This window comes from Bradyrhizobium sp. dw_411 (assembly GCF_018449695.1).
Classification (GTDB): domain Bacteria; phylum Pseudomonadota; class Alphaproteobacteria; order Rhizobiales; family Xanthobacteraceae; genus Bradyrhizobium.
Genome location: NZ_JAAVUY010000010.1, coordinates 59,165 through 81,445 on the forward strand (window position 1 = coordinate 59,165; position 22,281 = coordinate 81,445).

Sequence of the window (22,281 nt, forward strand, 5' to 3'; positions counted from 1 at the left end):
GCGCTACGCACAGGGCCATGTCAACTGCATCATTTTTGCCCGCTTCGTCCCGTGCGCGCCGGCGGCGGCGACCGAGTTTCCGGCGGCTGACGGCGTGGCTGGCGGGGTGGGCTTCCAGCCGCAAGAACGCCCCGTGGCTGGTGATCGGTTTTGCCACCCTCCATGCGTGGTTCTGGACCTTCATCCTGATCAACCTGAAGGCCGCGCAGGACGTCCATATGGACGTCGCCGAAGCGTTCGCCTGGGGTCAGAAATTCCAGCTCGGCTATGGCAAGCATCCGCCGCTGGCGGGCTGGGTCGCGGGTTTGTGGTTCAAGCTGTTCCCGGTCACCGACTGGGCCACGTATGCGCTGGCGATGGCGACCTTGAGCTGCGGCCTCGTGGTTTGCTGGTTGATCGCTGTGCGCGTGGTGGATTACCGCCGCGCCTTTTTCGTCGTGGTGATGCTGGCGCTCTATCCGATCTTCAATTTCAAGGGCTTCAAATATAATCCGGATCTGCTGCAACTGGTAACGCTGCCGCTGGTGGTGCTGGCCTATCTGAACGCGTTCGAAAAGCGCAGCGTCAGATCGGGCCTGTGGCTCGGTCTTGCCGGTGCGCTGGCGCTGATGACGAAATACTGGGTGCTGACCATGATCGGCGCGGTCGGGCTCGCCGCGCTGATTCATCCCGACCGGCTGTTGTTTCTGCGCTCGCCCGCGCCATGGGTCGCCATCGTCACGCTGCTGGTGGCGATGATCCCGCATCTGATTTGGCTGAAGGAAGTGGACTTCGTGCCGCTGACCTATGCCGGCGACGTCTATGGATTGTCGAGCCGCACGCAAAGCGCCGGACTCGTGCTCGGCTATATCGACCACAATCTGGCGCTGCTGGCGGTGTCCGTGGCGCTGGCGGTGCTTGCGCTGGCGCTGCGGCCACGATGGTGGGTGACGCTGCTGCGGCAGCCGCTGGCATTGCTGACGCAGCCCTGGTCGCGGGGCCTGAATGCGGGCGTGAACCTGTCGCAGGCGCTCAACATCTGGATCATCCAGATCGTGGTCGCGATCGGGCCGCCGCTCGGCGGCTTGTTCTTCACGATCTATATGAAGACCGATTGGGGTATCTCGCTGTTCTTTCTGACCCCGTTGGCGCTGGTCGCGATACCGGCGCTGCGGCTGCAGAAGATCGCGCTATTTAATATCGTTGCGATCTGGTTCGTCGCCACGATGGCGGTGCTTTTCGCGTCGCCGCGCATCGCGGCCTACGAGATGAAATTGAACCCCAACGGCGCTTCAGCTTACGGCGCACGCTCTCAACTGGCCCGCCAATTGACGCAGGAATGGCATACGCGTTTCAACACGCGATGGGCTGTCGTCGCCGGCACGACGGAGATCGGCGAACCCATGACGTTCTACAGTCCCGATCATCCGGCGCCGTTTACGCCGGGCGAAGTCTGGTCGTCGGGGCTGACCTCGCTTGAAGAAGCCAGGCGGCTCGGCTTCATCGGCGTCTGTGATACGACGGACACGCGGCTGCCGGTCTGCGAGGCCTGGATGGCGGCCAACGGCAAGGATGCAGAGCAGGTGGCAATCACCACGCAACGCTTCTTTGCGGGTCATCCCGGTCCGGCGATCACCTGGAAGGTCTATATCGTTCCGCCGGGGAAGTGAGCGATTGCGCGAGTCCTGAAGCTCAGCGTCATTCCGGGGCGATGCGCATCGAGCCCGGAATCTCGAGATTCCGGGTTCACGCTTCGCGTGCCCCGGAATGACGTCGAGAAAATTCCCTGCCGCTCACAGGCCTTCTTCGTTGAACTTGCTGCCGACCAGCTCGGTAATCGCGTCAATCGCCGCTTCGGCTTCGGGACCGATCGCGGAGACGGTGATCGATGTGCCGGGGCCTGCGGACAGCATCATCAATCCCATGATCGAGGTGCCGCCGACGGTCTCAGTGCCTTTGGTGACCCAGACTTCGGCGTTGAAGCGCTCGACCATCTGGACGAATTTGGCGGAGGCGCGGGCATGCAAGCCGCGCTTGTTGATGATGGGAAGTTCACGGGACACGGCGCCGGCCGGGACGCTCGGTCCGGCAATTTCTTCGGGCGACGCGTCGTCCTCGCTCATTTGCCTGCGAGGACCCGGCTCGCGATGGTCACGTATTTGCGCCCGGCTTCCTGGGCCATCGCAATGGCGTCGGGAAGCGATCGCTCCTCGCGAACCTTGGCAAGCTTGACCAGCATGGGAAGATTGATCCCCGCGAGCACTTCCACCTTCGGGCGGCTCATACAGGAGATCGCAAGATTTGAAGGCGTGCCGCCGAACATGTCGGTGAGGATCGCAACGCCATCGCCACTGTCGACGCGATTGACCGCTTCGATAATGTCACTTCGACATAAATCGGAGTCGTCTTCGGCACCGATTGTCACGGCTTCGATTTGTTTTTGCGGGCCCATGACGTGTTCGAGCGCCGCCTTGAATTCGTCGGCAAGGCGCCCATGGGTCACAAGTACTAGACCAATCATCGGAAACTCCTCGTGGGTGCTTTTTGGTGCACCGCACGAACGCGCCACTTTGACCATCCAGAGCCCTCGCGCAAGGGGGCATTTTCGCGATTCTCCCTGAATTTAATGCTTGGCAGGAGAGTCAGCGCCGGTCTATTCGGTCGCGAGTGTGGGACTGATATGGTTACCAATTCCCTTCGCACAACTGGACGAAGGTTGAGTATGAGCATAACCCGGAGTTGTCGTTAGTTCAGCTACAATCAAGGGAAGTGCTGAGTAACCCGCTTCTACGGGAATTCGCGGTAAATTGACACCGTGAAGGCGGGTCACCAAGGCTTCCGGTGGCGGCAGCCGCTCGGCGTCCGCCGCGTTGAGGTCGACAACCAGCCCGACAATGGCCTGTTCGGCAAAATCGCAGCGCCGAATGCCTAACCCCCTGATTTCGATCAGGCCCGCCAGCTCGCGCGCCGGTCGCACGATGATGCGGTCCTGGCGGGTCTCGAGATGGACGCGGTCATCGCCGATCAGCACCGCCGGTGCGATCTGCCCGGCACGCCCGGCCAGGATCAGATCGAACGCCAGCCGCGACTTGCCGGCCCCAGACGGCCCGCGGATCAGCACGGCGCAATTTCCAACCAATACCGCCGAAGCGTGGACGCTCGCATTGGCTGCGTCCGTCATGGCACGGGCAGCCTGACCACAAAGCGCGCGCCGGCGATGGTCGCTTCGCCATCGGCACTGACGGGGCCTGCGCGGTTCTCTGCCCAGATACGCCCGCCATGGGCTTCCACGATCTGCTTGGAGATCGATAGCCCCAGTCCGGAATTCTGTCCAAAACCCTGGTGCGGGCGGTCGGTGTAGAAGCGCTCGAAGATCCGTTGCAGCGCGTCGTCGCGAATGCCCGGGCCGTCATCGTCGACCACGATTTCGATTTCCGACTTGATGCGGCGGCAAATGATGCGGACTTTGCCGTCCGCCTCGGAGAACGACTGGGCATTGACCAGTAGATTCGAGATCACCTGGCCCAGCCGTGAATCATGGCCGGGCACCGAGAACGTATCGCCGTGGTTTCGGCCTTCGAAGCGGACTTCGACCGCGACGTTGTTGCCGCGCTTGGTTTCGTTGGCGACCGTGGTCAGGGTGGTCAGCAAACGACGCAGATCGACCGACGTCATATCCTGCCGCTGCAATTCGGCGTCGAGCCGGCTGGCATCGGATATGTCGGAGATCAGCCGGTCCAGCCGCTTGACGTCATGCTCGATCACGGCGAGCAGCCGTGAGCGGCTGTTCTCGTTGCGCGCCAGCGGCAGCGTCTCGACCGCGGAGCGCAGCGATGTCAGCGGGTTCTTCAATTCATGGGCGACATCGGCGGCAAACATCTCGATCGCCTCGATGCGGTTATACAGCGCGTCCGTCATGTCGCGCAGCGCGCCGGAGAGATGCCCGATCTCGTCGCGGCGGCGGGTGAAATCGGGAATCTCGACGCGGGTGCGGATCCGGCGCCGGACGCGCTCGGCGCTGTCGGCCAACCGGCGCACCGGGCCGGCGATGGTGCTCGCCAGCAGCAGGGACAGCGCGATCATCACCACCGCGGCAACGCCGCCGACTTTCAGGATCGCGAGCCGTTCGGCGGTCACCATCTGGTCGATGTCGTCGCCCTGGGTCGAGAGCATCAGCGCGCCATGCACCGCGCGGAAACGCTGCACCGGCACCGCCACCGAGACGATCACCTCGCCGCGTTCGTTGACCCGCACCATGCTGCTCTTTTGGCCGTCCAGCGATTGCGCGACTTCCTGGTAGCCATTGCCGTTCTCCGGCCCGAGCTCGCGATAGAGCGGCAGGTCGCCGCGATTGAGCCATGTACGGACCGCAATCGTGGTGCGTTCGGCGAAGCCCGGCTTCTCCACCGTCGGCGGCGGCAGTTCGAAGCGCAGCACGTCGCCACGGCCGTAGAGATTGCGGCTGTCGAGGATGAGTCCGCCGTCGCGGTCGAAAATTCGGGCCCGGGTCTTGGTCGGCGAGATCAGCCGCCGCAACACCGGCGCGACGCGCTCCGGATTGATCGGAAAATCGAGGCCGGCATATTCGTCCGGCGCGCCGTAGGTTTCACCGGGCTTGAGATCCTGCAGCCGGTCGGGATCGATGGTGATCGTATTGGTCTCGACCGTCGCCGAAGCCGCGATCGCGCCGGCGATGATCTCGGCCTGCACCAGAAGGCTTTGCGCCCGCGCATCGATCAGGCCGGCGCGGAATTGCGAGAGATAGAGAATGCTGGCCACCAGCGCGAGCAGGCCGGCGATGTTGAGTGAAACGATGCGGCGGGTCAGGCTGGAGAAACTGAGCGTCAAGAAAAACTGGCCGAGCCGGCGCAGCCAATCGAGCGGCCGCTGCCAGCCCGGCACCGCCGGCGTGGTGTCGGCGACGACGGCATCCTGCACGGCGGACGACGAGGCGTCCTCGGCATTCAGGCTCGGATCAGGCGGCGTTCGATCTAGCAATGGCCAAAACCGCTGTTGTTTCTCAAAGTCTCGCCTTGGCAAGTCGACTTAGTAAGTCACCTTGGCATGGTACCCCAGACGCGCGGCTGCGTCAGTCAACAAGCCGCGCGCAGAAGTCTTTCAATCAGGTTTCCTTGAAGCGGTAGCCGACGCCGTACAGGGTTTCGATCATCTCGAAATCGTCGTCCACGACCTTGAACTTCTTGCGCAGCCGCTTGATGTGGCTGTCGATGGTGCGATCGTCGACATAGACCTGATCGTCATAGGCCGCGTCCATCAGCGCATTGCGGCTTTTCACGACGCCCGGGCGCGTCGCCAGCGCCTGCAGAATCAGGAACTCGGTCACCGTCAGGGTCACCGGCTCGTTCTTCCAGGTACAGGTGTGACGCTCCGGATCCATCCGCAGCAGCCCGCGATCCAGCGCCTTGGCATCGGTTTCCTTCGGCACGGCGGTCGGATCCTTTGGCGCGGCGCGGCGCAGCACGGCCTTGACGCGCTCGACCAGCAGCCTCTGCGAGAACGGCTTGCGGATGAAATCGTCGGCCCCCATTTTGAGACCGAACAATTCGTCGATTTCCTCATCCTTGGAGGTGAGGAAAATCACCGGCAGATCGGATTTCTGCCGCAGCCGCCGCAACGTCTCCATGCCGTCCATGCGCGGCATCTTGATGTCGAGGATGGCAAGGTCCGGCGGACTGGTGCGGAAGCCGTCGAGCGCGGAAGCACCATCCGTATAAGTCATGATGCGATAGCCTTCGGCTTCGAGCGCGATCGAGACGGATGTAAGAATGTTGCGGTCGTCATCGACCAAGGCGATTGTGGGCATGAGCCTGCTTTCCGAGACGGTGATAGTGGCGAGCACTTCAGCGATGCGCCGTATAAAGGGCTGTGAACGCGGTCAACGAGCAATGCAAGCTGGGCTGAAGTGTGACCGAGTTCCCGAAATGCTTGGCGGACCAAAGCTGCCGAGCCTATATACATTTTACTTTAACCGGAAAAAGGCTCTCATTGCAATGAGATATGCGGATATAAGCAATGCAACCCGCGGCTGATTTCAACCCCTCGAAATTGGCCAGATTGCTGCTGCGGCGTAGCCGGCAGGGGGCTTTGGCAACCCTGATGGCCGGCAGCGGCGATCCCTATTGTTCCCTGGTGAATGTCGCCAGCCATCCCGACGGTTCGCCGATTCTCCTGATTTCGCGCCTCGCTCTCCACACCAAAAACATCCTCGGCGATGCCAGGGTTTCCCTGATGCTGGACGAGCGTGCCGAGGGCGACCCGCTGGAAGGGTCGCGGATCATGCTGGCGGGCCGGGCGGAGGAAGAAAGTGACGCGGATGAGCTGGCTATCTTGCGCCGTCGCTATCTCAATGCGCATCCGTCCGCCGAACTATTCGTGGATTTCAAGGATTTTGCGTTCTTCAGGATCCGGCCCTTGGGCCTGCATCTGGTCGCGGGGTTCGGCCGGATCATCGATCTCAAGCCTGAACAATTCCTGACCGATATTTCCGATGCGGAAACGCTGCTGGAGGCCGAGCAGGGCGCGATCGAGCATATGAATGAAGATCATCTCGATGCGATGAACCTCTACGCAACCAGGCTGCTTGGTGCAGATTCGGCCGATTGGCGCTGCACCGGTTGCGACCCCGATGGCATCGACATGGCGGCCGGGGCGAAGGTGCTGCGGCTGGATTTTCCGGAGCGGGTGACCGGGCCCGGGGGGGTGCGAAAGATGCTGGTGAAGCTGGTGACCGACGCGCGCGCCACGGATGGCGGATCGTCACAGGCGCCCGTTTGAACTGATACGGCCGGTGTCGCGACCCATGGCAGGCCTCGCGCTTGGGGCGCGGTGAGGTCTTGCTGGTCATGAAATCGGGCAATCGGCTGGTCCTGACGCTGGGTGTGGCGCTGGTTGTCGGGGCCTGCCTCAGCGCGCCATCTTCGGCGCAAAAGATCGACATCGCCGCGCGCAGTTCCGCGATCGCCGAACTCAGCCGTGCCGGAAAATACAGCCAGGCGATCCCGCTGGCGCAGCAGTTGCTCGCGGACCTGGAAAAGGCCCGCGGTCCGTCCGACGCGGATGTCGCGGGTGCGCTGAACAATCTGGCGATGCTGTATGGCAGCCAGGGACAGGATGCCGACGCCGAGCCGTTGTATCGGCGGTCGATCGCGATCCTGGAAAAACTTCATGGGCTCGACTCATCCGGGATCGCCCCCGAGCTGAACAATCTGGCTGCGCTGTACCAACGGCAGCAGCGTTACGCTGAGGCGGAGCCGCTGTTCAAGCGCGCGCTGGCGATCCGCGAGAAGGCGCTCGGCCGCGATCATCCCGATCTGGGGCAGTCCCTGAATAACCTTGCGACCAATTATGAGAAACAGGATCGCCACGCCGATTCCGAACCGTTGTTCAAGCGCGCTTTGGCGATCTATGAGAAGGCAGCCGGTCCGCAGCATCCCGCGGTCGCGACCTTGCTGAACAATCTCGGCCAGGTGGACAAGGTTCAGGGCCGCCTCAGTGAAGCCGAGCCGCTGATCAAGCGCTCGCTGGCGATCCGCGAAAAAGTTCTCGGCCCCAATCATCCCGATGTCGCGAGATCCCTCAACAATCTGGCGGATCTGTACGAACGGCAGGACCGCCTCGCCGATGCCGAGCCGCTCTACCAGCGCGCACTGGCGATCCGCGAGCGCGCGCTGGGCATGGCGCACCCCGATGCCGCGACCTCTGCGAATAATATGGCCTTCCTGTACCAAAAGGAGGGGCGCACCGCGGACGCCCTTCCGATCGTGGAAAGAATGATCGCCGGCGGCAATGCGCAGCCGCGTGTGGCGCTGGCGGTGTTGCTGGGTGCGCAGCGGCAGCAATTGATGCCATCAGAGAAAGCATTGGACGGCGCGCTCAATGCCATTCAGCGCGGCACCCAGTCGTCGGCCGCGACCGCCGTGAACAAACTCGCGGTTCGGCTCGCCGCCGGCAACGACCGTCTCGCCGAACTGGTGCGCAGGGATCAGGATCTGTCGAGCGAAGCGGAAACGCTGGACAAGGCGATCGTGGCCGCGGTTTCGAAAGAACCATCGAAGCGCGATGTCGCCGCCGAGCAACGCAGCCGCGACCGGCTGGCCGCGATTGCGGCCGAACGCGCAGGCTTGCAAAAAACCTTCACCTCCGAATTTCCCGACTATGCGGCGCTGTCTAATCCGTTGCCGATGACGGCGATGGAGATTCAGGCGCTGCTGTCGGCCGATGAGGCCATGGTGTTGTTCGCGGTCGCCGACAAAGAGAGCTACGTCATCGCGATCACGCGCGAGCGCTTTGACTGGAAGCCGCTGCCGTCAGGCGCCGAAGCGCTCTCCAACAAGGTCGCGGCCTTTCGCGGCGGGCTGAACGTTGCCGCTGCGAGCGATGCGTCCGCCAAATCCGGGCTTTTCGATCTGGCGCTCGCCAATGAGATGTATGCAACGCTGCTGGGTTCGGTCGAGCCGCTTATCAAGGACAAAAGCAGCCTTCTGGTGGTGCCGGAGGGCGCGCTGACAGCGCTGCCGTTCCATCTCCTGGTGACGGAAAAGCCGGCCGCCGCAATCCCGGAAAAAATGGAGGGCTACCGCGATGCGGCCTGGCTGATCAAACGCCAGGCGGTGTCGGTACTCCCGTCAGTTTCGAGTCTGAAATCGCTGCGCGCGTTTGCGCACAGGGATCAAGGCATCAAGCCGATGACCGGCTTCGGCGATCCCGTGTTCAACCCAACGCAGGAAAATAGCGGCGGCGCGCGTGCCCTCACCAAATCGGCGTCGCGCAGCGTGACGAGCGCGGCCTATACCGATTTCTGGCAGGGCGCGGGGGTCGATCGCGCGAAACTCGCGCAGGCCTTGCCGGCATTGCCGGATACCGCGGATGAGTTGAACGAAGTCGCGAAAGACCTTGGCGTTTCGGCTTCCGACATCCATCTCGGCGCGGATGCCAGCGAAACCACGGTCAAGCATGCGCCCTTGGCCGATTACGGCATCATCTATTTTGCCACGCATGGTCTGGTCGCGGGCGACGTGAAAGGCCTTGCCGAACCGTCGCTGGCGCTGAGCATTCCAAAACAGCCGTCCGAACTCGATGACGGCCTGCTCACCGCCAGCGAAGTGGCGCAATTAAAACTCAACGCCGATTGGGTGGTATTGTCGGCGTGCAATACGATTGCCGGGGACAGACCGGGTGCCGAGGCCTTGTCCGGCCTTGCACGGTCGTTCTTCTATGCCGGCGCGCGGGCGCTCCTGGTCTCGCATTGGGCAGTGGATTCGGAAGCCGCTACGAGGCTGGCGACCTCGACCTTTCAGCGCCTGAAATCAGATCCCAAAGCCGGCCGGGCTCAGGCATTGCGGCAGGCGATGCTGGCTTATCTCGGCGACACTTCGTCGCCCCCGGGCGATATCTCGCCCCGGAATGCTTATCCGGCGTTCTGGGGACCCTTCGCCTTGATCGGCGAGGGTGCCAGCCGCTGAGCCATTGTGCGTTGCAACAAGTCGGAACTCCTATAGTTGATATGCGCTTGCCGCGTCGCGGCATCCGTTGGATCACCTTGCAATGCAATAGTTTTTGTCGGGATCAGCCGCCGCCTCGGAATAAACCAAATACCATGAGACCGGCTTGGCAAGCCCGGCGTTCCTCAATAATAGGTCGCCGGACCGGGGCCATGGGGCTATATTGACTTAAACAGTCACCGCGGCAGGGGCGCGTCTGGCGACATTCGCGCGATCGAGGTACGCGGGTTCAGGAGGGTTATTCGTGCAAGAGACGGGCGTGCATAACGGTGCCTTCGGCGCCGATAAATTCGGCTTAAAAAAACTCAAGGGCGTGAACTGGAATTTCGGCGCACCGCAATTGTGCGAGCATTCGGTACGGGCCGGCGAAGCCGTATTGTCGTCAGACGGCTCCCTGTGCGCGGACACCGGTGACTTCACCGGCCGCAGCCCAAAGGACAAGTTCACCGTTCGCGACGCCACCACTGACAAGAACATGTGGTGGGCCGGCAACCAGTCGATCACCGCGGAACAGTTCGAGGCGCTCTACAAGGATTTCCTCGGCCACGCCGAAGGCATGACGCTGTTCGCGCAGGATCTCTACGGCGGCGCCGATCCGACCTTCCGGATCAAGACCCGGGTCTTTACAGAACTCGCCTGGCATTCGCTGTTCATCCGCACGCTGCTGATCCGCCCGCAGACATCCGAACTCGCGAGCTTCGTGCCTGAGCTGACCATCATCGACCTGCCGAGCTTCCGGGCCGATCCCAAACGCCACGGCTGCAAGTCCGAAAACGTCGTTGCGATCGATTTCGCCCGCAAGATCGTCCTGATCGGCGGGTCTTATTATGCCGGCGAGATGAAGAAGTCGGTGTTCACGACGCTGAACTATTATCTGCCGGAACGCGGCGTGCTGCCGATGCATTGCTCGGCCAATGTCGGACCGAACGGCGATGCCGCGATCTTCTTCGGCCTGTCCGGAACCGGCAAGACCACGCTCTCGGCCGATCCGAAGCGCACGTTGATCGGCGACGACGAGCACGGCTGGGGCAGCGAGGGCATCTTCAATTTCGAAGGCGGCTGCTACGCCAAGTGCATCAAGCTGTCGAAAGAGGCCGAGCCCGAAATCTACGCCGCCAGCAAGCGCTTCGGCGCGGTGCTGGAAAACGTGGTACTCGACGAATTCACCCGCGTTCCGGATTTCGACGATGGCTCGAAGACCGAGAACACCCGTTCGGCCTATCCGCTCGAATTCATCCCGAATGCTTCGAGGACCGGCCGTGCCGGCCAGCCGAAGAACGTGGTGATGCTGGCGGCTGATGCTTTCGGCGTGTTGCCGCCGATCGCCAAGCTGACGCCGGCCCAGGCGATGTATCACTTCCTGTCCGGCTACACCGCCAAGGTGGCGGGCACCGAACGCGGCCTCGGCAACGAGCCGCAGCCGGAATTCTCGACCTGCTTCGGCTCGCCGTTCCTGCCGCGCGATCCCTCGGTGTACGGCAACATGCTGCGCGAACTGATCGCCAAGCACAATGTCGACTGCTGGCTGGTCAACACCGGCTGGACCGGCGGCAAGTTCGGCACCGGCAGCCGGATGCCGATCAAGGTGACGCGGACGCTGTTGACCGCGGCGCTCGACGGATCGCTGCGCAATGTCGATTTCCGCACCGACAAGTATTTCGGCTTCGCGGTTCCGACCGCGCTGCCGGGTGTGCCGAGCGACATTCTCGATCCGGTCAACACCTGGAAGGACAAGGCCGAGTTCGACAAGACCGCGCGTGCGCTGGTCGGCATGTTCCAGAAGAACTTTGCCAAGTTCGAAGCCCAGGTTGACGCCGAAGTCCGTGCTGCCGCGCCCGAAGTGAAGCTCGCGGCGGAATAAGTTCTGGGATCATCGCTTCTCTGAATTTGAAGGGCGGCCAAAAGGCCGCCCTTTTTGCGTTAGAGCGTTTTCGAGCGAAGTGGATACCGGTTCGCGTGAAGAAAACGCGTCAAAACAAAAGACTGGAGCCCGGTTCTGATTCAATCAGAACCGACAAGGCTCTGGGAGTGCTGCGGCTCCTATGCCTTGAAATACGCTATCTGCGTGGTGGTCGCGAGCAGGCGGCCATTGGGCGACCATAGCTTGGCGGTCTGGTCGCCGTAGCTTTTGTGAAAGATATTGGCGTCGGCCACGGTGAGAACGCGGTCGATATTCTCGGCGGCGAGGTCCGCCGCATCAACGTGGAAATAGGTCGTCATCGAAACCGTGCCGAATGGCACCAGTTCACGGCGTGCATGAAAGACGCGGCCGAAGAACGCGTCCGACATTGAGGTCAGCGACAGCATGTCGATCTTGCGCGGTACCCGGTCGCCGATCCACACCTTGGAGAAGGCACTTGCCGGAATTTCTTTCTTCGCGCCGCCGAAATCCGGGTCGCCCTCGACAAAGCGAAAGTCATATTGGTTGGCCCAGGAGACCTTGATTTTCGGATAAGGCCGGATCTGATCGAACGGCGTCGCTTGCGGCAATTCGGCCGGCTGGTGCGACCAGGATGGGCGGCGCTCGGCGAACACGGCGGTCGCCAATGTTGCGACCTCGCCGCCGCTCATCAACTCGACGCACCAATGCTGGGACGAGCGGTTGGCTTTGACGAGGCGTATGTCGAGATCGAAATCGCCTTGCGCGATCGGCGCGCAGAAATTGACAGTCAGCGACAGCGGATCGCCGGACCGTTGCGGATGATCGATCAGTGCCCGCATGATCGTCGCCGCGGTGGCGCCGCCGAACGGGCCGACAAAGGCCCAGTAATCCTCGCTGGTGCGTCCCTGCCAGCAGCTATCGCCGGCCGTGATCCGTGTGGCCTCGTCGAACAGATGGGGCGTGGTTGTCAGCATCAGGAATTTTCTCAGCGTTGGCACGGAATGCGATTTTCGCACTTCCGTCATTGCGAGCCAACGGGTCGCGCGAAATGCGCGCCCCGTTGGCTCGCAATGACGTTGATACATCGAACGTATCATCGCGACGCTTCTACGGAGTTCAATGATCTGCGAGGTAAGTGGCCCGCGACAATCCGGCAAGCCACCTTAGCGGCTCGCCTCACGCTGCGCGCCCGGCTCCTGCACCGGCGGTGCCGCGCCCTGCACCGGCACGTTCCAGATATCCTTCGCATATTCGCGGATGGTGCGGTCGGAGGAGAACCACGCCATGCGTGCGACATTGAGGATGCTGGCCCGCGTCCAGGCCGGGACCACCTGCCAGCGGGCGTCGATGCCGCGCTGGGCTTCGAAATAGGAGTCGAAATCCGCGCTCACCATGTAGTGGTCGAGATGGCGCAGCGCATGCGCGATCGATTCGAACCTGCCGGGATCGCCGGGGGAGAATTCACCGCTGCCGACCGCATTGATCGCACGCGCGAGGCCCGGCGAGCGCCGGATCACGTCGGTGGCATCCAGGCCCTGTTTGCGCCGGACCATCACGTCCATCGCTTCCATGCCGAAGATCGCGATGTTTTCCGCGCCGACATTGTCGCGGATTTCGATATTGGCGCCGTCAAGCGTGCCGATGGTCAGCGCGCCGTTGAGCGCAAGCTTCATGTTGCCGGTGCCGGAAGCTTCCATGCCGGCGGTTGAAATCTGCTCGGACAGGTCGGCGGCGGGAATGATCACTTCGGCAAGGCTGACATTATAATCGGCGAGGAACACGATCTTCAGCCGCCCGGCAATCACAGGGTCGTTGTTGACGACTTCGGCAACGTCGTTGATCAGCTTGATGATCAGCTTGGCGTAGCGGTAGCTCGCGGCGGCCTTGCCGGCGAAGATCTTCACACGCGGCACCCAGTTGCGCTGCGGGTCGTCCTTGATCGCGTGATAGAGCGCGATGGCTTCGAGGATGTTGAGCAACTGCCGCTTGTATTCATGGATGCGCTTGATCTGCACGTCGAACAGCGCCGAAGGATCGACCTTGATATTGTTGCGTTCGCCGATCAGCCGCGCCAGCACGATCTTGTTGTGGTGCTTGACGTCGCGGAACCGCTGCTGGAACGCATTGTCGCCGGCATGGGCTTCCAGAAGCGACAGCCGGGTGGGATCGTCGAGCACGGCTTCGCCGCAGGCCTCGCGCAACAGATCGTTCAGCTTCGGATTGGCCAGCATCAGCCAGCGGCGAAAGGTGATGCCGTTGGTCTTGTTGTTGATGCGGCCGGGATAAAGATGATTGAGATCGTGAAACACCGTCTCCTTCATCAGGTCGGAATGCATCGCCGAGACGCCGTTGATGCTGTGCGAGCCGACAAAGGCCAGTTGTCCCATCCGCACCCGGCGGCCGGATTTCTCGTCGATCAGCGACACCGAGGCGCGGAAATCGACGTCGCCGGGACAACGTACTTCCGCCAGCGCCAGATGCGCGACATTGATGCGGTAGATAATTTCCAGATGGCGCGGCAACAGGCGCTGGAACAACTCGACCGGCCAGGTCTCAAGTGCTTCCGGCAATAGCGTGTGGTTGGTGTAGGACAGCGTCGCGACCGTGATGCGCCACGCATCGTCCCAGCGGATGTTGTGAAGATCGACCAGAATCCGCATCAGCTCGGTGACGGCGAGGCTGGGGTGGGTATCGTTGAGTTGCACCGCGACCTTGGCCGCCAGCCCGCGGATTTGACCATCCGCCGCCAGATGGCGTTTGACCAGATCCTGCAGCGAGGCCGAGACGAAGAAATATTCCTGCCGCAGCCGCAACTCGCGGCCGGCCGGAGACTCGTCGTTCGGATAGAGAAATTTGCAGATCGATTCCGCGCGGGCTTCCTCGGCGGTGGCGCCAAGATAGTCGCCGCTGTTGAAGGCATCGAGCTTGAGCGGATCGGGCGAGCGCGCCGACCACAGCCGCAGCGCGTTAACGTGCTGGCCGCGCCAGCCGACGATCGGGGTGTCGTAGGCGACCGCCTGCACGGTTTCGCCGGGATGCCAGATCGCGACATCGCGCCCTTTGGTTTCGACATGTTCGACGCCGCCGCCGAAATTCACCTGATAGACCACTTCCGGCCGCTGGAATTCCCAGGGGTTGCCGAAGGATAGCCATTCATCGGGATATTCGTGCTGCCAGCCCTGCGCGATGATCTGGCGGAACAGGCCGAAATCGTAGCGGATGCCGTAGCCGATCGCGGGGATCGCCAGCGTCGCCATGCTCTCCATGAAGCACGCCGCCAGCCGTCCGAGACCGCCATTGCCGAGTGCGGCATCCGGTTCGCATTTGCGCAGTTCGGAGAGGCCGACGCCGAGATCGCCGAGCGCGGCATCGAACACTTCCAATAGCCCCATATTGTTCAGCGCATCGGTGAACAGGCGGCCGATCAGGAATTCGAGGCTGAGGTAATAGACCCGCTTGGCGCCGGCATCGTAGCTCTGCTTCTCGCCGGTCAGCCAGTGGTGCACGATGCGGTCGCGCAGCGCGAGCGCCGCCGCCTTGTACCAATCGTGCTTGGTCGCCATGCCGGCGTCCTTGCCGATCGCCAGCCGCAGCTTGGCCAGGATGGCGCCTTTGATCTCGATCAGCGCCAATTCATCGACGGGCTGGCCCAGAGCCGGAAAGTTCACCGGGAAAGATTGTTCTGACAATGTGGGAATCCCCCCAACTGAACGCGACGCAATGATACGCGGCTTATGTCCCGATCGAAACCCGTCGAGGGGTTCCGATTACGCAATTCATGCACGGTTTTTATGCAAGGACCGGGCCGATTCGATAAAGGTTTTTGCGCTTGGATGACGATGACGACGTGTCCTCGAGGATGAGGAATTCGCGGCGATTGTAGGGTGGGCAAAGGCGCATTTGCGCCGTGCCCACCAAAGGAAATCGCACATACAAAAGTAAGTTGGTGGGCACGCTTGCGCTTTGCCCACCCTACGGCCGCGGCTTTTTGATTTATTCCCGGCCTCCATCGAAATGGCGGAAATCAAAATCGGAACAAATTAAGAACACTTTAGCAAGTCTTTGATATATCATTGTGATTCGGCGCAGTGCCGCCACAACATCTATGGTCTATCCGAACGTTCGAGGACTACATGTCCACCATCGCCTTCGATACCTTCGCGCTGACGCGCATTGCCGATTTCGCCCGTTCGTTGTCGCGGCTGCATCAGACCTCGCGCCGGCGGCTGGTCGATGACGACCAGATCGACCGTGAATTCAACGCCGTCTGCATGTCGGTGTGGGGCTACACGACAGACGATTTCAGCGACGAGCTGTTTTCGTCGCAGGATCACGCCTGGCTCGACACGCTCGATGAAGCGCATGCGCGCATCTTCGCCGCCGAACAGGGCTACGACCTCATCGACGATCACGGCATGCTGACGGATTGGTGGGGCTATTGCTGGATGATCCTCGCCGAGAAACGCGGCTTTCTCACGCCGGAGAACCGCGCCGCGGCGCGCGCGCAGATCGAGGAAAAATATCTGTCAGCACCGAATGTGATCGGGGTGATCGTGGGACGGTGAAGTCGTTCGCGCTTCCCATCATTGCGATCATCATGAGGGAGTAGGTAGCATCGTCATTCCGGGATGGTGCGCTAGCACCAGACCTCAGATGCGCAATTGCGCATCGGGGAATCTCGAGATTCCGGGTTCGATGCTTTGCATCGCCCCGGAATGACGGTAGTTCTAATCCACCTCGGCGCGCTTGCCTCCGGCCGGCGAGGATTTCGGCACGGTGCTCATCGGCATCGCCGCCTCGGGCATCGGTGCTTCTTCGCCGACCATCTCGGCTGCAACCGGCGCGACCTTCATCTCGCCAAGCCTGGCGCGCACGTCGGAGGTCAGGCCGGGATAGGAGGCGACCGGCGTGAATTCGGCGGTCTGGTTGATGCCGACCTTGACGCCTGAATAGGCCACCAGCCCGTTGGTGGTCGCGATGACGTCGCCTGCGCGTAGCGATGTATCGAGTGTCAGATCGACCGGCGCCAATCCTGCGGAATCGCGGCCATTGCAGGTGCAGTCGGCGCGCAGCGCTTTACGAAAAGCGTAGGCGTTTTCGCTGTCGGCATAGCGTTCGCCGGTTGCGGACGACGCACTGTCGATCGTGCTGCCGAAGAAAACCTTGGTGGGGCTGGCCGGGCAGAACGCCTGGCACATCTGGACGGGTGTGGCGTTGTTGCGCGCCAGCGGGAAATACCTGCCGTCGCAACTGCGCACGCAAAACGCAGGTCCTGAGCCGCCGGCGGATGCCTGGCGTGTTGCTGGCGGCGGTGCGGCTTGCTGGCTGAACGGATCGGCGAAGAAATTGGCTTGCGGAGGCGCCTGATGCTGCTGCTTCTGCGCTCCCCCGAACAGGAAATCGAGCAGGTTTTGGGCGGACGCCGCCTGCGGCGTCAACGCAGCGATGCCGGCCAAGGCAGCGGCGGCAACGAGTGTCATGCGGCGGCGCGTGGGCCGATAAGATAACTCTGTACGCAACGCCAACTCCACCGCCGCCAAAAATCCCCACCGCGGCACGCCGTGCCCGGCCCGATTCACATTAGTGCGGGATGGTAAACGAGGTATGAGCAGGCGCCGGATGGCCGGAAAGAAATGCCTTATTCTTACCTCGCCCCGCTTGCGGGGCGAGGTAGTAGATAGAGAGCCGCGCGATCGCTCTCGCGATCAATCCTTCAAATACTCACTCGCCCGATAGAGCGCGCGAAAAGGCAACCCGGCCTTCTCGAAGGTTTCGGTGGCGCCTTCTTCGCGGTCCACCATGGTGAGCACCAGCGCGACAGTGCCGCCGGCCTCGCGCACCGCTTCCACGGCCTTGAGCGCCGATTCGCCGGTCGTGGTGACGTCCTCGACGATTACGACGCGCTTGCCTTGCAGGCTCTCGCCTTTCGCAAGCCCTTCGACCGCGAGCCGCGCGCCATGTTCCTTCGGCTTCTTGCGCACGAAGAACGCCGCGATCGGATGGCCCTTGAGCCAGGAGAGCTGCGCGACCGCACCGGCCAGCGGCACCGCGCCCATCTCGAGGCCGCCGACATAATCGAGCCCATCGTCCTTGAGCGCTTCATAAGTCAGTTCCGCCAGCAGCGCGGCGCCTTCGGGGTCGAGCATGGTCGGCTTGAGATTGAAGTAGAAATCACTTTTGCGGCCCGAGGCCAGCACGATTTCGCCGCGGCCGAACGAGCGCTTGCGGATGATTTCGGCGAGACGGGCGCGGGAGGCTGATTTGGACAAGGCTGATATCCGGATGAGGTGGCGCAATCTATCGGTGGTTTCCGGCAGATTCCAGAGCGGATGTGGTGTCGTCAACAGAGCAGGCGCCGTCATCCGCCGGCCCATAACCCGTATTCCGTGCCGGCGGTTGTAAGCCCTGCGGGTTCCGGCTACTGGATAGCCCGCTTTCGCGGGGGGATGACCGAAAATGACAATCGAACTGCACACCTGGAACACGCCGAACGGCCGCAAGATCAGCGTCGCGCTGGAAGAGATGGGCCTGCCCTACAAGGTGGTCCCGGTGAATATCTCCAAGGGCGAACAGATGGCGCCGGCGTTTCTGGCGATCAGCCCGAACAACAAGATCCCTGCGATCGTCGATCCCGACGGCCCTGGCGGCAAACGCGTCAGCGTGTTCGAATCCGGCGCGATCCTGCTCTATCTCGGCGAGAAGACCGGCAAGTTCCTGCCCGTGCCGCTGGCCGAGCGGATTCCGGTCTATGAATGGCTGATGTGGCAGATGGGCGGCTTCGGTCCGATGCCGGGGCAAGTGCATCATTTCATCGCGCTGGAGAACGAGACCGATCGCGCCTATGGCCTCAAGCGCTACATGACGGAAACGCTACGGCTCTATGGCGTGCTGGATCGCCGCCTTGCGGATCGTGAGTTCGTCGCCGGCGCGCTGTCGGTCGCCGATTTTGCGATCCTCGGCTGGGCGTGGCGGCATGAGCGCCACAAAGTGTCGTTCGCTGACTTTCCGAATGTCGGCCGCTGGTACGACGCCCTGATGGCGCGCCCTGGTGTCAAGCGCGGCATGGAAGCAAAGCTGGATTGACCAACGCGCGGAGTGCATTTTCCCCTTCTCACAAGAGGAGAAGGGAAGAAGAGATCACGCCCGCTTCGCCTCGAACGCCATCCGCAACGCGAATCCTGCCAGCACCGTGCCCATCAGCCAGCGCTGTGCTTTCAGCCACATCGGACGCGCAGAGAGAAAGCCGGTGATGGAGCCGGCGGTCACCGCAATGATCGCGTTGACGCTGACGCTGATCACGATTTGAATCAGGCCAAACACAATCGACTGCAGCAGTACGCTTCCCTGCGCGGGATCGATGAACTGCGGCAGCAGCGCCAGATACAGCATTGCGATCTTCGGATTCAGGAGATTGGTGACAAAGCCCATCGCGAACAGTTTGCGCGGCCCGTCGACGGCAAGCTCGCGCACCTGAAACGGCGAGCGGCCATTGGGTTTGAGCACCTGCCAGGCCAGCCACAGCAGATACAGCGCGCCGCCGAACCGTAACGCATCATAAGCATAGGGCACCGCGAACAACAGCGCGGTGATGCCGAATGCCGCGCACAGCATGTAGAACACAAACCCGAGCGCGACGCCGCCGAGAGAAATCAACCCGGCCGCGCGCCCCTGCGAAATCGAGCGCGAGATCAGATAGATCATGTTCGGCCCTGGCGTCAGCACCATGCCGAGCGAGACCAGCGCGAAACCGAGCAGCGAGGAGAGATGGGGCATCAATGCGCCTCATCCCAATTGTTGGCAGCGCGTGCATCGACCTGCAGCGGCAGCGATAACAATACGGCGGGGAAGGGCGCGTCCTGCATGGTGTGTTGCACCACCGGCAGGGTTGCGGCGACTTCGTCGTCGGGCACCTCGAAGATCAGTTCGTCGTGAACCTGCAGCAGCATCTGTGCCGTGAGTTTCTTCTGCGCCAACGCGTCTTCCATCCGGATCATGGCGCGGCGGATGATGTCGGCGGCGGTGCCCTGCAGGCGCGCGTTGATCGCGGCGCGTTCGTTGAACGACCGCACCGAGGCGTTGGACGCCTTGATATCGGGGTAATGGCATTTGCGGCCGAACAGCGTTTCGACATAGCCATGCGCGCGGCAGAAATCGCGTGTCGCATCCATATAGGCCCGGATGCCCGGAAAACGTTCGAAATACTTCTTGATATAGGCGGAGGCTTCCTCGCGGGCGATGCCAAGCTGATTGGCCAGCCCGAACGCGGAGATGCCGTAGATGATGCCGAAATTGATCGCCTTGGCGCGGCGGCGAATCTCGCTCGGCATGTCTTTAACCGGCACGCCGAACATTTCCGACGCGGTCATGGCGTGAATGTCGAGCCCGTCGCGGAACGCCTGCTTGAGCACGGGAATGTCGGCGATCTCTGCGAGCAGCCGCAACTCAATCTGCGAATAGTCCGCCGACACGAGTTTATGGCCGGGCGACGCAATGAAGGCGCGGCGGATTTTCCGGCCGTCTTCGGTGCGCACTGGAATGTTCTGCAGGTTCGGCTCGTTTGATGACAGCCGGCCGGTCGTGGTCGCCGCCAGCGCGTAGGTCGTGTGGACGCGATGGGTCTGCGGGTGCACATAGGTCGGCAGCGCGTCGGTATAGGTCGATTTCAGTTTCGAGACCTGCCGCCACTCCAGGATCTTCTTTGGAAATTCATGGCCCTGCTCGGCGAGTTCGTCGAGCACCTGCGCCGAGGTCGACCATGCGCCGGTCTTGGTCTTGCTGCCGCCCGGCAATCCCATCTTGCCGAAAATGATGTCGCCGAGTTGTTTGGGGCTGCCGACATTGACCGGCTCGCCCGCGATCTCCTGAATTTCGGCTTCGACCCGCGCCGCGGTCTGGGCGAATTCTCCCGACAGCCGCGACAGCACCTGGCGGTCGATCGAGATGCCGCGGCGTTCCATCCGCGCCAGCACCGAGATCAGCGGCCGTTCCAGCGTCTCATAGACGACGGTCATGCGCTCGGCGGCGAGGCGCGGCTTCAGCACGCGCCACAGCCGCAGGATCACATCGGCATCCTCGGCCGAGTAGGCCGTCGCCTTGTCGATCGCGACCTGATCGAAAGTCAGCTTGCCCTTGCCGCTGCCGAGAACATCGCCATCGCTGAGTACGGCGTGGCCGAGCCAGGTTTCGGCCAGCGAATCCAGCCCGTGCGAGTTGCGGCCGGCGTCCAGTGCATAGGACATCAACTGCGCATCGTCATGATTGCGAAGGATCACGCCATGCTGCGCGAACATCACGGCGTTGAACTTGATGTTGAAGCCGATCTTGAGAATCCCTGCGGATTCCAAGAGCGGCCGCAGCGCGTCGAGTACATCAGTCGTTCCGATCTGGTCGGGCGCCAACCCGGCCGCGAACAGACCCGCGCCGTCGCCGGATTGTTTGTGGCTAAGCGGGATGTAACAGGCGTCGTTGGGCGCCAGCGCCAGTGCGATGCCGCACAGTTCAGCCTGCATCGGATCGATCGAATTGGCCTTGGCCTCGATCGCAAAAACGCCGGTCTCTCGCGCGCGCGCGATCCAGGCGGTGAGCTCAGGCAGTGTGCGGATGGTCTGATATTTGTTGCGGTCGACCGGCGTTTTGCGCGCCGCCTCGGCGCGTGCGGCGGCGAGCGAAATCGGCGTGCCTTTGAGGCCCGTGTTCTTGTCTTGCCCGTCCGTGCCCGGTTTAGCCGACGCATTTCCTCGCCCGTTGGCGGATGAGGGTGGGGCAACCTGGTCCGCGAACAGATCGCCGCCAGCGATTCGCGGCGCCGGAGGCGAACCCGCCGATTTGCCGCTTGCGCCGCTTTTGTTGGCGCCGTCGGCTTCGACATCCGAGGGATCGATCTGCGCATATTCGCCGACGCGGCGCGTCAGCGTCGAAAATTCCATCGCCTTTAAGAATGCGATCAGCTTTCTCGCATCGGGCTCTTGCACCGCTAGGTCATCGAGCGGCACGTCGAGCGCGACCTTGTCGTCGAGTAGCACCAGTTGCCGCGAAATGCGCGCCTTCTCGGCATTCTCGATCAGCGCCTCGCGCCGCTTCGGTTGCTTGATCTCGCCGGCGCGCTTGAGCAGCGTTTCAAGGTCGCCATATTCGACGATCAGTTGCGCGGCGGTCTTGATGCCGATGCCGGGCACGCCCGGTACGTTATCGGTCGAATCGCCGGCCAGCGCCTGCACCTCCACCACCTTTTCCGGCGGCACGCCGAATTTCTCGATCACTTCGGCGATGCCGATGCGGCGGTCCTTCATAGTGTCGAACATGGTCACCTTGTCGGTGACGAGCTGCATCAGGTCCTTGTCCGACGACACAATAGTGGCCGTTGCGCCTCGTTCGCCGGCCTCGCGCGCATAGGTCGCGATCAGATCGTCGGCCTCAAAGCCGCCTTGCTCCAGGCAGGGCAGGTCGAATGCGCGCACCGCCTCACGGATCAGCGCGAATTGCGGGATCAGGTCATCCGGAGCCGGCGGCCGGTGCGCCTTGTAATCAGGATAGAGCTTGTTGCGGAAGGTGATTTCCGATTTGTCGAACACGATCGCCAGATGCGTCGGCCGGTTGTCCGGCGGCATGTCGCGCAACAGCTTCCACAGCATGTTGCAGAAGCCGAGTACCGCATTGACCTGCAGCCCGTCGGATTTGCGGTTCAGCGGCGGCAGCGCGTGGTAGGCGCGAAAAATGTAGGAGGAACCGTCGACCAGAAAGACGTGGTCGCCCTTCGCAAGGGCTTTGACGGCAACGGGCTTCGCGGCGGCTTTTTCGGATGTTTTGGGCATGGCCGCAACTTAGGGATTTTTGCGGCGATTGACAGCCTTTGGACGCGGATGTGCCGTGATTTTTGTGCCCGGATATGACCCCCGTGTC

At 62.3% G+C, this 22,281-nt stretch carries 17 protein-coding genes; 6 read left to right on the forward strand and 11 right to left on the reverse strand.

Annotated elements, in window-relative coordinates:
• Positions 1-17: 17 nt before the first annotated feature.
• Positions 18-1,649 carry a glycosyltransferase family 39 protein gene (locus HB676_RS18330; protein ID WP_213739274.1) on the forward strand — a complete coding sequence of 544 codons (1,632 nt, stop codon included), beginning with the start codon at positions 18-20 and terminating at the stop codon, positions 1,647-1,649.
• Between the two features lie 123 nt (positions 1,650-1,772).
• Here the strand turns inward: HB676_RS18330 and HB676_RS18335 are convergent, their stop codons facing one another.
• The 5 genes from HB676_RS18335 to HB676_RS18355 all read right to left on the reverse strand — a co-directional run bounded on the left by HB676_RS18335 (position 1,773) and on the right by HB676_RS18355 (position 5,803).
• On the reverse strand, positions 1,773-2,102 hold the full coding sequence (locus HB676_RS18335) for an HPr family phosphocarrier protein (protein ID WP_213739275.1): 330 nt from the start codon (positions 2,100-2,102) through the stop codon (positions 1,773-1,775).
• Positions 2,099-2,500, reverse strand: coding sequence for a PTS sugar transporter subunit IIA (locus HB676_RS18340; RefSeq protein WP_024509305.1), 402 nt, complete (start codon positions 2,498-2,500; stop codon positions 2,099-2,101). The genes HB676_RS18335 and HB676_RS18340 overlap by 4 nt, the downstream gene beginning before the upstream one ends.
• 132 nt (positions 2,501-2,632) lie before the next feature.
• Complete coding sequence (locus HB676_RS18345; RefSeq protein WP_213739276.1) at positions 2,633-3,160, reverse strand: HPr kinase/phosphatase C-terminal domain-containing protein; 528 nt, start codon at positions 3,158-3,160, stop codon at positions 2,633-2,635.
• Entirely contained in the window at positions 3,157-4,977 is a 1,821-nt protein-coding gene (locus HB676_RS18350) for a sensor histidine kinase (RefSeq protein ID WP_213739278.1), read from the reverse strand. The genes HB676_RS18345 and HB676_RS18350 overlap by 4 nt, the downstream gene beginning before the upstream one ends.
• Positions 4,978-5,101: 124 nt before the next feature.
• Positions 5,102-5,803: a response regulator transcription factor gene (locus tag HB676_RS18355; protein ID WP_029587720.1), complete on the reverse strand. Its 702-nt coding sequence runs from the start codon at positions 5,801-5,803 to the stop codon at positions 5,102-5,104.
• A gap of 209 nt (positions 5,804-6,012) precedes the next feature.
• Here HB676_RS18355 and HB676_RS18360 point away from each other — a divergent pair, with 209 nt between their 5' ends.
• The 3 genes from HB676_RS18360 to HB676_RS18370 all read left to right on the forward strand — a co-directional run bounded on the left by HB676_RS18360 (position 6,013) and on the right by HB676_RS18370 (position 11,361).
• On the forward strand, positions 6,013-6,774 hold the full coding sequence (locus HB676_RS18360; RefSeq protein WP_213739279.1) for a DUF2470 domain-containing protein: 762 nt from the start codon (positions 6,013-6,015) through the stop codon (positions 6,772-6,774).
• A gap of 68 nt (positions 6,775-6,842) precedes the next feature.
• Positions 6,843-9,461, forward strand: a complete 2,619-nt coding sequence (locus HB676_RS18365; RefSeq protein WP_213739280.1) for a tetratricopeptide repeat protein — start codon at positions 6,843-6,845, stop codon at positions 9,459-9,461.
• A gap of 283 nt (positions 9,462-9,744) precedes the next feature.
• A complete protein-coding gene (locus HB676_RS18370) occupies positions 9,745-11,361 on the forward strand; it encodes a phosphoenolpyruvate carboxykinase (protein WP_213739282.1) in 1,617 nt (538 codons plus the stop codon).
• Between the two features lie 179 nt (positions 11,362-11,540).
• Here HB676_RS18370 and HB676_RS18375 read toward each other — a convergent pair whose 3' ends face one another.
• Together HB676_RS18375 and HB676_RS18380 are read right to left on the reverse strand one after the other, a co-directional pair.
• Positions 11,541-12,356 carry a thioesterase family protein gene (locus HB676_RS18375; RefSeq protein ID WP_213739283.1) on the reverse strand — a complete coding sequence of 272 codons (816 nt, stop codon included), beginning with the start codon at positions 12,354-12,356 and terminating at the stop codon, positions 11,541-11,543.
• 189 nt (positions 12,357-12,545) lie between these two features.
• Positions 12,546-15,071 (reverse strand): glycogen/starch/alpha-glucan phosphorylase, encoded by a 2,526-nt coding sequence (locus HB676_RS18380; RefSeq protein WP_213739284.1) that lies wholly within the window; start codon positions 15,069-15,071, stop codon positions 12,546-12,548.
• Positions 15,072-15,515: 444 nt separating this feature from the next.
• On the opposite strand from HB676_RS18380, the gene HB676_RS18385 reads away from it, so the two are divergent.
• Entirely contained in the window at positions 15,516-15,947 is a 432-nt protein-coding gene (locus HB676_RS18385; RefSeq protein ID WP_213739285.1) for a hypothetical protein, read from the forward strand.
• A gap of 162 nt (positions 15,948-16,109) precedes the next feature.
• Here HB676_RS18385 and HB676_RS18390 read toward each other — a convergent pair whose 3' ends face one another.
• Together HB676_RS18390 and pyrE are read right to left on the reverse strand one after the other, a co-directional pair.
• Positions 16,110-16,862, reverse strand: a complete 753-nt coding sequence (locus HB676_RS18390; RefSeq protein WP_213739286.1) for a DUF2865 domain-containing protein — start codon at positions 16,860-16,862, stop codon at positions 16,110-16,112.
• A gap of 225 nt (positions 16,863-17,087) precedes the next feature.
• Positions 17,088-17,651, reverse strand: coding sequence for an orotate phosphoribosyltransferase (gene pyrE / locus HB676_RS18395; protein WP_213739552.1), 564 nt, complete (start codon positions 17,649-17,651; stop codon positions 17,088-17,090).
• Between the two features lie 187 nt (positions 17,652-17,838).
• Between pyrE and HB676_RS18400 the strand changes: the two genes are divergently transcribed.
• Complete coding sequence (locus HB676_RS18400; RefSeq protein WP_213739287.1) at positions 17,839-18,465, forward strand: glutathione S-transferase family protein; 627 nt, start codon at positions 17,839-17,841, stop codon at positions 18,463-18,465.
• A gap of 54 nt (positions 18,466-18,519) precedes the next feature.
• On the opposite strand, the gene HB676_RS18405 is transcribed toward HB676_RS18400, so the two are convergent.
• Both HB676_RS18405 and polA read right to left on the reverse strand, forming a co-directional pair.
• Entirely contained in the window at positions 18,520-19,155 is a 636-nt protein-coding gene (locus HB676_RS18405; RefSeq protein WP_213739288.1) for a LysE family translocator, read from the reverse strand.
• Positions 19,155-22,193: a DNA polymerase I gene (gene polA / locus HB676_RS18410; RefSeq protein WP_213739289.1), complete on the reverse strand. Its 3,039-nt coding sequence runs from the start codon at positions 22,191-22,193 to the stop codon at positions 19,155-19,157. The genes HB676_RS18405 and polA overlap by 1 nt, the downstream gene beginning before the upstream one ends.
• Between the last annotated feature and the right edge of the window lie 88 nt (positions 22,194-22,281).

Bases quoted from the DNA above. Each gene is read 5' to 3' on its own strand.
- HB676_RS18330 (WP_213739274.1), top strand. From the start codon at position 18: ATGTCAACTGCATCATTTTTGCCCGCTTCGTCCCGTGCGCGCCGGCGG.
- HB676_RS18335 (WP_213739275.1), bottom strand. From the start codon at position 2,102: ATGAGCGAGGACGACGCGTCGCCCGAAGAAATTGCCGGACCGAGCGTC.
- HB676_RS18340 (WP_024509305.1), bottom strand. From the start codon at position 2,500: ATGATTGGTCTAGTACTTGTGACCCATGGGCGCCTTGCCGACGAATTC.
- HB676_RS18345 (WP_213739276.1), bottom strand. From the start codon at position 3,160: ATGACGGACGCAGCCAATGCGAGCGTCCACGCTTCGGCGGTATTGGTT.
- HB676_RS18355 (WP_029587720.1), bottom strand. From the start codon at position 5,803: ATGCCCACAATCGCCTTGGTCGATGACGACCGCAACATTCTTACATCC.
- HB676_RS18360 (WP_213739279.1), top strand. From the start codon at position 6,013: ATGCAACCCGCGGCTGATTTCAACCCCTCGAAATTGGCCAGATTGCTG.
- HB676_RS18365 (WP_213739280.1), top strand. From the start codon at position 6,843: ATGAAATCGGGCAATCGGCTGGTCCTGACGCTGGGTGTGGCGCTGGTT.
- HB676_RS18375 (WP_213739283.1), bottom strand. From the start codon at position 12,356: ATGCTGACAACCACGCCCCATCTGTTCGACGAGGCCACACGGATCACG.
- HB676_RS18385 (WP_213739285.1), top strand. From the start codon at position 15,516: ATGTCCACCATCGCCTTCGATACCTTCGCGCTGACGCGCATTGCCGAT.
- HB676_RS18390 (WP_213739286.1), bottom strand. From the start codon at position 16,862: ATGACACTCGTTGCCGCCGCTGCCTTGGCCGGCATCGCTGCGTTGACG.
- HB676_RS18400 (WP_213739287.1), top strand. From the start codon at position 17,839: ATGACAATCGAACTGCACACCTGGAACACGCCGAACGGCCGCAAGATC.
- HB676_RS18405 (WP_213739288.1), bottom strand. From the start codon at position 19,155: ATGCCCCATCTCTCCTCGCTGCTCGGTTTCGCGCTGGTCTCGCTCGGC.
- polA (WP_213739289.1), bottom strand. From the start codon at position 22,193: ATGCCCAAAACATCCGAAAAAGCCGCCGCGAAGCCCGTTGCCGTCAAA.